This window comes from Pedobacter jejuensis, from assembly GCF_003725795.1.
GTDB lineage: Bacteria > Bacteroidota > Bacteroidia > Sphingobacteriales > Sphingobacteriaceae > Pedobacter > Pedobacter jejuensis.
The window spans coordinates 159,485-171,676 of the sequence record NZ_RBEE01000044.1 but is presented as its reverse complement, the minus strand read 5'-3'; the positions used below and the strand labels follow the sequence as shown (position 1 = coordinate 171,676).

Below are 12,192 nucleotides of genomic sequence, written 5' to 3'. Positions count from 1 at the left end.
TTATTCTTTGTTTTTGGTGTCGATTAGAATCGTTACCGGCCCATCATTTAATAAACTAATTTTCATGTCGGCGCCAAAAATTCCTGTCTCTACTTTTTTGCCTAATAAAACAGAAAGTTTGTTAATCATTTCTTCGTACAGCGGAATAGCAACAGCTGGCTTTGCTGCTCTGGTAAAGCCTGGTCGGTTGCCTTTTTTGGTGGCAGCAAATAACGTAAACTGACTGATTAACAAAATACTGCCACCAACATCTGCAAGTGCCTTATTCATTAAATCGTTTTCATCAGAAAAAACCCGCATGCCAATTATTTTTTGCGCAAGCCAATCTAAATCTTCATTTGTATCAGCATCTTCGATACCCAACAAAACCAAAAAGCCAGTATCTATTTGTCCTGTGATTTTGCCGTTAACAACGCACCTTGCTTGTGTAACTCTTTGTAAAACTGCACGCATTTTAACTACTTTTGGGAATTAGATTGATATGCGCAAGATAAGTATTTTACTATTTATTACACTTTTATTTACCACCTGTAAACCTAAGGTTGGTTTAAATGCTACTTTCTATTTTTGGCGAACAGTTTATAAAAATCAGGCGGCAGAAACCAAAGTAATAAAGGATTTAAAATCGAAATCAATTTATGTGCGCATAATGGATGTAGATTTAAATGCCATAACACAAGAGCCTGCTCCGGTTTCGCCGATAACTTTTGATGATGCTTTGCCAAAGCAAACTGATATTATTCCGGTAGTTTATCTGGTTAATAATATTTTTAACAATTTAACCGTTGCACAAAGTAATTTATTGGTTAGCCGAATTGCAAAATTTGTTAATGCAAAGGTTATTCAAGCCGGTAAAGTTACCTATAAAGAACTTCAAATAGATTGCGATTGGACGAAGAACACAAGAGATAAATACTTTAGTTTTCTAAAACAGCTCCAATCCAATCCTTCGCTAAAAGGTAAAGAAATTTCGGTTACGCTGCGGTTACATCAGGTAAAAAATTTGGTTTCAAGTGGCATTCCGCCAGTAAAAAAGGTTATGCTTATGTGTTATAACATGGGAAATCTACGGAAATACGGAGAGCAGAATTCTATTTTAGATATGCAAGAAATGCAAGCTTATCTTAAAAATGAGTTAGATAAATATCCGCTTAAAATGGATGTTGCATTGCCGCTTTTTAGTTGGGCAGTTGTTTTTAGAAAAGAAAAATATGCTGGTATTTCGAGGCAAATAAATAGAGAACAATTAAACAATAAAAGGCTTTTTAAAAGGAGAGGAAATTCCATTCTATATGATTTGCAAATGGATTATCCTCAGGCTGGATTAAAAAATGGGGATGTTATTAGGTGGGAAGAAATCTCGGTGGATAATCTGCTTGCGACTTCTAAATTTTTATCCCGATATTTAAAGCCGGAAGAACGAAATCTCGTTTTCTATCATCTTGATAATGACCTTTTAAAAACATTTAAATATGAAGACCTTCAAAAAGTTATCAATAACTTTTAGTGCTTTTGTTTTTGCATATTTTGCCGAAATCGCAGTTAATTTAGCTTGTGGTGGCGAAGTTGACCCTTATGATTATTATGTTTCCTATTTTCATAACAACACACAAGGTGATGAATATACTTCGTTTGCATTTACAGAAATGGCTTATTTATACAGCGAAGATAATGTAGCAAACGAAGCAGAAATAAATAGCAGTGAATGGGCAAAATACCTCGATGTTAATGAAAAGGATGTACATAAAGTAATGTATAATGTAGATAGCGCAACAAGTGTTAAACTTGCTGGCTACAATGGAAAATCAATAAATGAATTACCAGATAGTTTGCATAAAAACACTTATCTATTGGCGCTAACCAAAAAGAAAAACGCACTAAACTATTATACTTTTGCTAAAAGCTGCGAGCCTCTGGCAAATGCAACCTGGAATGAATGGAATCCTGAACCTAGAGATTCTACGGCTATGGAAACCAAAGCAAAAGAGGCATTAAAGTTAGCAATGGCAGAAGAAAACGATTTTCTAAAATTGCGTTACGCTTATCAATCAGCACGGATGTTTCATTATTCTGGAAACTTTAAAGATTGCAAAATGGTTTACGAAAAGTATGTAAAGCCATCAAAAAGCACTAGTGCTGTTAAAGGCTGGGCCGAAGCTTTGTATGCTGGTTCGGTACGGAAATTAGGTAATCCTGAGGAGGCCGCTTATATTTTCTCTAAGGTTTTTGCAAGTAATCCTGAGCGAAGAACACAAGCTTATAAAAATTACTACTATACAAGTTCACCTGTAAATGGAGCGCTGAAGTATGCAAAAAATAACGATGAGAAAGCAAATATCTGGGCGATAAATGGCTTTGGTAATTCAGACACAGACCTAGAAAGTTTACAAAAGGTATATCAATATAATCCTAAAAGTTTATTAAATGGTGCTCTTTTGGTTCGTGAAATTAATAAGCTTGAGCAAGATTTAATTAAAGATAATGATATAGCAAAAATAGGCTACAATTATTATTTCTCCGATAGTGGAAACAGTAAAAAGTATGAAGACAGTATGCAAAATTTGAATTTGAAACATTTGAATCAAATCCGGGACTTTGCTATTAAGCTTGCCGCTGAAAAGAAATATCCCCAACCAGAATTGGGTACATTAACTGCTTCTTATTTATCGTGGATGGAAAATAAGGATGTGCTTGCTTCAAATTATCTTAAAACATTAAATCCAGATAGGCTTCCAGAAAAACTTCTTAATCAATATCGAATTGTTGATTTATTGATTAAATCGAAAAATATTAAGAAAGGCAATCAATTTAATGAGAATGATTTATTGCCAACACTTAAATGGCTTGATGAGAAACGCTTTGCGGAGAATAAAGAGCAACTTAAAAATCAAAACTATTATTACAATTGGGCAGGAAGTGCTAATAGTCGTTTCACCCTAACTGCAAGGAATTTTTATCAGCAAATTTTGGCTCCAGCTTATATGAAAATGGGTGATACCGCTAAAGCTGCTTTGGCTATGGTTAAGGGAGATCTAAAATATCAAACATTAAATGAAAACTCACTTTTTAAAAATATGAGCTACCAAACCACAACTTTTTGGCAAAAATATTTAAGCCCGAAAAGTATGCAGAGGTTGGCTTCTTTTAAGAATTCAAAACCCGCAAATGATATTAGCGGATTACTGACTAAAGCTTTAAATATATTAAAAGATGATGATTTTTATGAGCTTTATGGAACTACTTATTTGCGTACACACCAATACGATAAGGCTGTTACAATGTTTAATAAAGTCTCGGCGAATTACAAATATTTTGGTCCCGAGAATTGGTATGCAAGTGAAGAGGAAGCTAAGCTTTATGCCAATCCTTTTATAGAAACCATTAACGATTTCCCGAAAAAGTATGTTTCAAGTAAAAAATCAATTAATAAAAAAGTTTTTGCTGCAGAAATGTTGCGCTTGCAAAAACTGACTTTAACTGATAAAAAAAATGCTTCGCTCTATTATTACAAGATGGCCAACGCTGTTTACCAAACAGGCTACTACGGTAACAGTTGGTTTTTAATAAGCTACGATTGGTCATCATACGATAACAATAGTACCCCAAAATTTGGTTACGATGTGGATTATAAAAAAGCACAAACGGCAAAGGTATGGTATTTAAAGGCTAGGGCTTTGAGTACCAATGCTGATTTTAAAGCAAAATGTACTTTTATGTTGGCTAAATGTGCGCAGAAACAAATCATTATGAATTACAACACGCTTTCTTTTAGTTACTATGATGCAAAGGATGTGAAATATCAAAACTTTTTAACCGCAAACTATCAAAATCCGTATTTTAAAGAATTAAAACTGAAGTATGCTAAAACCCCGTTTTTTGCTGCCGCTGCGGGCGAATGTAGTTATATGAAGGATTTTATTACAAGAAAGTAAAAAGACTAAAGCTTAAAGACAAAAGACCCCTAAAGCCAGGTCGACTGTACTGTCATAAACATAGGCATTTTCGCTTTAGTCTTCGTTTTTAAACCTAATGCCTCGTATCATTACCATGATAAATACTTAGATAACTTTCATATCTCGAAACAGCAATATTTCCTTCGTTTACTGCTTCCAAAACCGCACAACCTGGTTCGTTAATGTGCCTGCAATTGTTAAAGCGGCAATCGTGTGAAGTTTTGAAAATCTCTCTAAAGAAATGTCCAAGTTCTTCTTTTTCAATGTCAATAACACCCAGTTCTCTTATGCCTGGCGTATCAACTATAAAACCACCTTGCGGCAGTTCGAACATTTCTGCGAAGGTTGTTGTGTGTTGCCCTTTATCACTCCAATCAGAAACTTCGCCAGTTCTTAAATCTCTATCGGGCAGCAAAGCGTTAATTAAACTAGATTTCCCAACACCCGAATGACCGGAAATTAGCGTTATTTTATCTGTGATTAATTCTTGTATAAGTTCTATGTTGATGCCTTTAAGTGCTGAAACTTCGTAGCAGGGATAACCGATAGTTTGATAGATTTCTTTAAAATCTTGTAGAATTTCTAAACCTTCTTTGCTAAACAAATCCAATTTGTTAAAAACCAAAACAGCAGGCACATCATAGGCTTCGGCGGTAACTAAAAACCTATCGATAAAACCTAATGATGTTCTTGGCGATGCCAGTGTAACCAGTAGAATTGCCATATCTAAGTTTGCGGCTAGAATTTGAGCTTGCTTACTTAGATTAATTGATTTGCGGATGATGTAGTTTTTGCGGGGCAGCATTTCATGTATCAAACCTTGATTGCTGTCTTTTTCCAAATCAAATTTCACGCGATCGCCAACCGCAATCGGGTTGGTTGTTTTAATTCCTTTGATTCTGAATTTCCCAACAATACGGCAATTGTAACGCTCGCCACTATCGGCCAAAACGCTGTACCAACTACCAGTAGATTTAATAACTAAGCCCTGCATATTTGGTGTAAAGGTAATAATATGATTTTATTGATTAGGCTTATTGTTTTGATAATAGGCTTTGAAAAATGAATTTGAAAATAAAGGTTTTAATAGATTTATGATTATTTCATCTCTAGCCTAAAGCCATGCTATAAATCTTCTTATTATACTCAGGATTTGCTCCAGCTTGCGAAGCCACAAATGCACCAACTTTACAAGCATTATCTAAAATGGTTTCCATCGGGTAACCTTGTAAATGGCAAGCTATAAAAGTCGCCAGGAAAGCATCACCCGCACCAACCGTATCTACAACCTGAACTTTATATCCACTATGTTTAAATAATTTGCCATCTTTTAAAACACAGGCACCTTTATCGCCCAGCGTTAAGCAAATTATTTCAATGTTAAATTTTGCTGATAATTGCTTCAAAATTTGCTCATCGTTATTGCCTGTTAACCCAAAAGCATCACGAACCCAAATAATTTCATCTTCATTAATTTTTAAAATATCTGCTTTGGTTAAAAGTTGCTTAATTAATTCTTCCTCATAAAATGGAGCACGAAGATTAATATCGAAGATTTTAATTTTTGCACTTTCTAACAGCGCTAAAATGGTTTGCTTGGATTGATCTTCACGACAGGTTAAACTGCAATACACAAAAGCATCAGCTTGCTTTACTGCCGCTATATTTTCGTCAGTAATTTTTATATCATCCCAGGCAACTGGTTGTTTTATGGTGTAAGTGGCTTGATACTTTTCATCTAATTGAACAACGACTGTGCTGGTGGGCAGCTTTTCATTTACCTGTATTAATTCGGTTGAAAAATGGTTATCGCTTAAGAAATCTAATAGCGCTTTTCCATTGTCATCATCACCTACCGCACTTATAAAACTGCTTTCAATGCTTTGTTTATGAAGATTTAGGGCAACATTCATACTTGAACCGCCAGCTTTTTTGCTATCTGGGAAAACATCCCAAAGTATTTCTCCTATTGTGATAACTTTATTTTGCATGTATAAAAATTGAAAATGTAAAGAAACAATTTTTATGCATGGAACGAAATAATTTGTTTTATATCTTTACCCAAAGACCATAAAAAATGAAAAAATTTTTAATCATTGCTTTTTTCCTGATTTCATACTCAGCGATTGCGCAAACTTCAACGGATAAGCAGACCATACTAAATGTGCTGGAAAGGCAAAGAGGAGAGTGGAATAAGGGAAACTTGCAAGCCTTTATGGATGCTTATGTAAAAAGTGATAGCTTGCTTTTCGTTGGCAAAAGCGGACCAACATACGGCTGGCAAAAAACCTTTGAAAACTATCAAAAGAGTTATCCAGGTAAAGCAGGAATGGGATTTTTAACTTTTGGAATAAAGAAAATAGATTTTTTGAATAAAGATGTTGCTTTTGTATTGGGCAGCTGGCATTTAAAGCGGGAAAAAGATGAGCCTCAAGGATATTTCACTTTGCTATTTAAAAAACTTAAGGGCGAATGGAAGATTTTTGTAGATCATTCGAGCTAAGATAGATGTAAAATGTAAGAAGGTGAAATGTAAAATGGAAGCTCAAATTAATCCTGGAATTACTATTTTCCCAACTTAAAATCTTTATAGTAAAAATCTTTATCCTCATCGGTAATTGGGCGGATTACCCTACATGGGTTTCCAGCAGCGAAAACGTTATCAGGAACATCTCTTGTAACAACGCTTCCTGAACCGATTACTACATTCGAGCCGATTTTAACCCCAGGATTTATCACTACGTTTCCGCCAATCCAAACGCTGTTACCGATAGTAATTTCTTGTGCCCATTCGTGTTCCTGGTCGCGGAGGTGTGCGTGTATTGGGTGACCAGCGGTATAAATTGCCACATTAGGTGCGATAAACACACTATTGCCAATGCTTACTTTAGCGCAATCTAAAATAACCAGATTAAAGTTGGCGTAAAAATTATCTCCTATCTCAATGTTATATCCGTAATCGCAACGAAATGGAGGTTCTATATAAAACATCTTTTCGGTTTTACCGAATAATCTTTTTAATAATTCTTTTCGCTGTTTAATAAATTTTGGAGCCAGATTATTAAATTCAAAAATTACTTCACGGGCTTTTAATCGCTCTTTAGATAGTTCTGCATCGCCGGCTTGGTAAGCTTTTCCCGCAAGCATTTTTTGCTTTTCTGTAAGTATAATGGGTTCCATATAATGCTTTAATAATTACCGAATTTATAAAACATTATGAAACTCTACCTATTATTTTAAAGGTTATTTCATAACGGCGAATCAACCATCAGCTAAAAACAAAAACGGGGCTACCATTAAAGATGCCCCGTTCGTATATCGTTCAAAGAAATTAAGGTCTTCCCTTTGCTAATGCGTTTTCAGCAATTTTAACTGCTTTTTTTTCTCTCCAGTTTGCGTACTTTTCTTTGAAAGTCATTTTAATTAAACTGTCGATAGCACCGTGGGTAAATAAACTCCATACACTAGCAACTTTTCTAGAAATTGATTGATCCCAGGCCCGTAAGCTTAATGAGAATGAGCCATCAAGGTATTTCATCCAATGCCACATGCCGGTAGGCATAAATAAAGTATCGCCATGTTCTAAAAAGACTTCGTAACCTTCAACACCATTTAAGGCCGGAAATTTCTTAAAATCAGGGTTGGCAACATCATAATCTTCTAAAGCATAAGTTGCGTTGGGTAAGCAATAAAGCCTATCTTTCCATTTATTGTCAAACAGAACAATGTGTTTCCTGCCGCCAAAATGAGTATGGAAAATGTGTGGTAAGTCGATATCGTAATGTAAAAATGTTACCGAATTAGAGCCGCCAAAAAACATTGCTGGCATGCTTTCTATAAAGCCGCCCATTAAATCTTTCGGTATTTTAATATCATTAATTAAACTTGGCACTTTTTTAAATAAATTGAAGAAGAAAATCCTCAATTCAGTAGGTTCGCGTTTAATTAAATCGAGGTAATCACCAAACTTCATGTGTGCCGTAGCAGCATTTATCGGCTTTGATGGGTCGGCTTTAGAATTATCGTATAAAGGCACTTCTAAATTACCGCCAATTTCTTTTAAATATTCGGTAGTCCATTTTTCTCTCGCCGGCCAATCTTTAGTTAAGCCTCTGATTACTAATGGTTTTTTAGTTTTCAAATAATTTTTTTTGAAATCTTCGGGAGTAATATTCTCGACGATATCTACAGGTTTTAATATGAAACTCATGCGTTTTAAATCGGTTATTTATTGCCGAATAACAAATGTGTAAATTTTATTTTACAAATAATATAGCTTAAATGAAATGTGACGCAAATTAGAAACTGTTATAGAGTATCCAGATTGAGCAAACATTTCTGAATAAACAATTAATATCAAGTAACTTAATAATAAGGCAAATAAAAATTATATCGCCGAACTTACTTTCCTACCGACAATTTCTGTGTAAGCAGCATCCCATAAATCGATACGTCTTTGCAATGCCTGCTTGGTCGTTTCCTCAGCTTCTAGCCAAAAATTTTCGTCTTTTTCACAAAGTTTTTCTGTCATTGCTAAAGCTAAATGACTGTGGTGGTCGCCATCAACTTCGATGTGTCTTTCCAAATAATATTTAAAAATCGAAACTTTATCTGGTTGTGTACTATTTAAATCGTTAACCATGCTAAAAAACATGTTTGGAATTAAATCCTCACGGCCGAAGGTAAAACTCGCTGCCTGCAGGTAGGTTTTTCCACTGTTAATGGTTTCGAAAGTAGAGCGAACAAAACTTCTTGCCGCTTCTGGTACCGAGGCTAGTTCAAAAGCCATATCAAAATCCCTTCCGTTTTTTACCGAGGTTAAAAAATTGTTAATCGCATCGGTATTCGCCCCACATTGTTCCATCGCATCTAAATACAATTCGAAATGGCTTTTTATAGCGCCATTGGCATCTACATCACTTTCCTCGCCCGCAACAATCTCATTAATTAATTGTCTGGTTACGGCATCGCCAACCGGGAACCAGGGCAAAGTTGTGCAGGTTAAGTTTATCTGTAAAGCTTTAAGTAACGACATAAAATCCCAAACGGCATAAATATGATGCTCCATAAATATCTGCAAATCTTCTAATTCGCTAATTTCAGAATATACCTTGTGGTTAACAATTTGTTGCCTTAATGGCTCTATATTTTGTTGAATTTTCATAATGTTGGGATGCATATCAATTTGATAAAAATTTATTACCGCTTATTATTTTCGGTGTAAAAATACCTACTTCTACGGCTTGTTTCGCCGCAAACTAAAAACCTGAAAAACAGCTGACAAATTGTTCAGCGGTCGATTAATTTTCCACAAAAAAAAACGTTCCTGCAGAGCAGAAACGTTTAATCATTATAGGGATGTGAAATATTATTGTGGCATTAAAACAGTATCAATCACGTGGATTACACCATTTGATTGATTAACATCTGCAATGGTTACAGTACTCATACCACCTTTAGCATCAGTTAACATCAATTTGTTACCCATCATGTGTGCAGATAATTTTTCGCCTTCTACAGTTGTAAGTTCTGCTTTACCACCACCAGCTTTAATTGCTTTAGCAATTGCTTTGCTATCCATTTTACCAGCAACAACGTGGTAAGTTAAAATTTTGGTTAAAGTAGCTTTGTTTTCTGGTTTTACTAAAGTTTCTACAGTGCCTGCAGGTAATTTTGCGAAAGCTTCGTTAGTAGGTGCAAATACTGTGAACGGACCAGCACTTTTTAGAGTTTCTACTAATCCTGCTGCTTTAACTGCTGCAACAAGTGTAGTATGATCTTTTGAATTTACTGCATTGTCAACAATGTCTTTAGTTGCATACATTTCTGCGCCACCAACCATTGGATTTTTTTGAGCGTAAACTTGACTTGTAAATGCCATAGTAACAACGGCAATTGCTGATAAGATTAATTTTTTCATTATTTCTGATTTTTAAGTTCTGTTATTTGCCCTCATTTACGACGAGTAACAGCTACTTGGATTTTTAGAAAGAATAAAAATTTATAATTAATTAATAATGAGGGGTTTAAAATTTCATGAAAATGTGCTGCGGTAATTCTTCGGATGAACCAGTCCGTCTTTTCGCTAAATCTTTTTTGGCAATGCACTATTATTAAGGCACGTGTATGCACCAAAAAAGTATATCGCTGCAATACGGTTTAGCTAAATAAGCTTGTGAAAAGCACTAAATTTCTATATCAGTTGCACATAAAAGATGTGCGCATAATTTAAGTGACTTTAGCAGCCCTCACTTTTTTCGAGAAATATGCCGGGAAAAATCGCTTTAAGAATATAGCTTTCGTTTCTTTTCCACCAATGTAAACTTCTTCTTTTTTGGCTTTTACAGCGGCAACAATTTGCTTTGCGCATTCTTCGGCGCTCATACCATTGGCCTGCGCATCATCCATAGTTCCTTGCTCCGTACCATTTGCAGTTAAAGCCTTTACCGATACTTTAGTTTTTATAAAACCCGGACAAACAATCGTAATATCTATATTTTTATCATAAACCTCCGAACGCAGAGAATCAAAATATCCGTGTAATGCATGTTTAGAAGCAGCATAAGCCGAGCGTAATTTTGTGCCGAATTTACCAACTAAGCTACTTACAACCACAATTTGCCCTCCTCCATTTTTAATCATCAATGGTAAAACAGCCTTGCTTAATCCTACTGTTCCCCAAAAGTTTGTATTCATGATTTGCTGTTCGGTTTCTAATGAAGTATCTAAAGCTAATCCGCGTTGACTAACACCTCCTGAATTAATTAGCAAATCTATTTTTCCGAAAATTTTAGTTGCATCTTCTGCTTTTGCTTGCAGCATTGATGTTTCACTTAAATCAAATGGTAAAACATGTACATTAAAGTAATTTTGACAATTACCTTTTACTCTGAACAATTCATCGCGATTACGGCCTGAAATAATCAATTTATCTCCAGCTTTAAAATATTGGTAAACTAATGCTTCGCCAATTCCAGATGAAGCACCAGTAATCCATACAATTTTTGACATACTATATAATTATTGAATTATTGAATGATTGAATGAGTGAGTGATTTAAGGATTGAATGACTAAACATCATCTAGAAATTCTTTCATTCACTGCTATTTACAATAAACAACTCCGAAGCAATATGATCGGCAAACAGTTTCCCACTCTGACTCAATTTAATTTTTTTATCACTTAGTATAAGCCAATCTTTATCTTCAAAACCACGCAGATTATGTTTTGTTTCTTCAAGAAAATCTTTGCCAAAGTCTGATTTAATTTTTTCTAATTCCGTTCCCCACATGGTTCTCAATGAAGTCATAATGTATTCATTAAATCGGTCGTTCAAATTTAATTCTTCAATTAGCTCTGGTAATTTGTTTCGTTCTAATTGCTCCATATATAGCGAATTGCTTGCCGGATTCATGTATCGATTTTGTCCGTCAAAACCATGTGCAGATGGACCAATGCCAATGTAATTAACGCCTTTCCAATAATTTGTGTTGTGATTGGCATAGCAATCAGGTTTAGCAAAATTTGAGATTTCATAATGTTCAAAACCGGCTTCTACCAGTTTATCCATCAAAATAACAAATTGCCCTGCACTCTGATTATCATTAATAGGGCTTTGCTTTTTGTCTTTAATAGCATGTGCAAGTGCAGTTCTTGGTTCAACAGTAAGTGCATAAGCCGATATGTGCGGTACTTCCAATTCAACCGCTTTATTAATATTGCTCAGCCATTTGGTATCCGTTAAAAGTGGATAGCCGTAAATCAAATCTAAAGTAAGGTTTTCAAAGCCTGCATCCTGACTTCTTTTAATACAGTTTTCTGCTTCATCAGCATTGTGCGCCCGATTCATCCAAACCAAATCTTCATTAAAGAAAGATTGAATGCCAACGCTGAACCGGTTAACAGGAAGTTGCCTCAACTCTTTTATTTTCTGTGTGGTTAAATCATCCGGATTGGTTTCGATGGTAATTTCTGCATTTGCATCAACTGAAAAAGTGCTGTTTATGGCATCAAAAATTTTTTGCAAAGAAGATTGAGATAGGATAGAAGGCGTTCCACCACCAAAATAAATGCTACCAACCTGGCCATAAATTCTGTCTTTCTTCATCTTAATTTCTTTGCATATTGCCTCTACCATTTCATCAGCATATTTTAAAGAAGTGCTAAAGTGAAAATCGCAATAGTGACAAGCTTTTTTGCAAAAGGGAATATGAATATAAATACCGGACATTTATCGCA

At 35.1% G+C, this 12,192-nt stretch carries 12 protein-coding genes; 3 read left to right on the top strand and 9 right to left on the bottom strand.

What is annotated here, in order from left to right; all coding sequences use genetic code 11:
* Positions 1 to 453, bottom strand: coding sequence for a D-aminoacyl-tRNA deacylase (gene dtd / locus D7004_RS18750; protein WP_123207356.1), 453 nt, complete (start codon positions 451 to 453; stop codon positions 1 to 3).
* Positions 454 to 481: 28 nt separating this feature from the next.
* On the opposite strand from dtd, the gene D7004_RS18745 reads away from it, so the two are divergent.
* Both D7004_RS18745 and D7004_RS18740 read left to right on the top strand, forming a co-directional pair.
* Positions 482 to 1,507 (top strand): hypothetical protein, encoded by a 1,026-nt coding sequence (locus tag D7004_RS18745; RefSeq protein ID WP_123207355.1) that lies wholly within the window; start codon positions 482 to 484, stop codon positions 1,505 to 1,507.
* A complete protein-coding gene (locus D7004_RS18740; RefSeq protein ID WP_123207354.1) occupies positions 1,473 to 3,932 on the top strand; it encodes a hypothetical protein in 2,460 nt (819 codons plus the stop codon). Before D7004_RS18745 ends, D7004_RS18740 begins: the two co-directional genes overlap by 35 nt.
* Before the next feature lie 94 nt (positions 3,933 to 4,026).
* Here D7004_RS18740 and rsgA read toward each other — a convergent pair whose 3' ends face one another.
* Positions 4,027 to 4,947 carry a ribosome small subunit-dependent GTPase A gene (gene rsgA, locus D7004_RS18735; protein WP_123207353.1) on the bottom strand — a complete coding sequence of 307 codons (921 nt, stop codon included), beginning with the start codon at positions 4,945 to 4,947 and terminating at the stop codon, positions 4,027 to 4,029.
* A gap of 115 nt (positions 4,948 to 5,062) precedes the next feature.
* The gene (locus D7004_RS18730; protein ID WP_123207352.1) at positions 5,063 to 5,944 is read right to left on the bottom strand and encodes a carbohydrate kinase family protein; all 882 of its coding nucleotides are present in this window, start codon (positions 5,942 to 5,944) and stop codon (positions 5,063 to 5,065) included.
* A gap of 86 nt (positions 5,945 to 6,030) precedes the next feature.
* Between D7004_RS18730 and D7004_RS18725 the strand changes: the two genes are divergently transcribed.
* Positions 6,031 to 6,456, top strand: a complete 426-nt coding sequence (locus D7004_RS18725) for a YybH family protein (protein WP_123207351.1) — start codon at positions 6,031 to 6,033, stop codon at positions 6,454 to 6,456.
* Positions 6,457 to 6,518: 62 nt separating this feature from the next.
* On the opposite strand, the gene D7004_RS18720 is transcribed toward D7004_RS18725, so the two are convergent.
* From D7004_RS18720 to hemW, 6 genes are all read right to left on the bottom strand, one after another.
* Positions 6,519 to 7,133, bottom strand: a complete 615-nt coding sequence (locus D7004_RS18720; RefSeq protein ID WP_244214378.1) for a sugar O-acetyltransferase — start codon at positions 7,131 to 7,133, stop codon at positions 6,519 to 6,521.
* A 151-nt stretch (positions 7,134 to 7,284) separates the two neighbouring features.
* Complete coding sequence (locus D7004_RS18715; protein ID WP_123207350.1) at positions 7,285 to 8,163, bottom strand: cupin-like domain-containing protein; 879 nt, start codon at positions 8,161 to 8,163, stop codon at positions 7,285 to 7,287.
* 177 nt (positions 8,164 to 8,340) lie between these two features.
* Entirely contained in the window at positions 8,341 to 9,117 is a 777-nt protein-coding gene (locus D7004_RS18710) for a DUF3050 domain-containing protein (protein WP_244214377.1), read from the bottom strand.
* Positions 9,118 to 9,321: 204 nt separating this feature from the next.
* Positions 9,322 to 9,873 carry a fasciclin domain-containing protein gene (locus D7004_RS18705; RefSeq protein ID WP_123207348.1) on the bottom strand — a complete coding sequence of 184 codons (552 nt, stop codon included), beginning with the start codon at positions 9,871 to 9,873 and terminating at the stop codon, positions 9,322 to 9,324.
* A gap of 308 nt (positions 9,874 to 10,181) precedes the next feature.
* A complete protein-coding gene (locus D7004_RS18700) occupies positions 10,182 to 10,964 on the bottom strand; it encodes an SDR family oxidoreductase (protein WP_123207347.1) in 783 nt (260 codons plus the stop codon).
* A gap of 83 nt (positions 10,965 to 11,047) precedes the next feature.
* Positions 11,048 to 12,184: a radical SAM family heme chaperone HemW gene (gene hemW, locus D7004_RS18695; RefSeq protein ID WP_123207346.1), complete on the bottom strand. Its 1,137-nt coding sequence runs from the start codon at positions 12,182 to 12,184 to the stop codon at positions 11,048 to 11,050.
* Between the last annotated feature and the right edge of the window lie 8 nt (positions 12,185 to 12,192).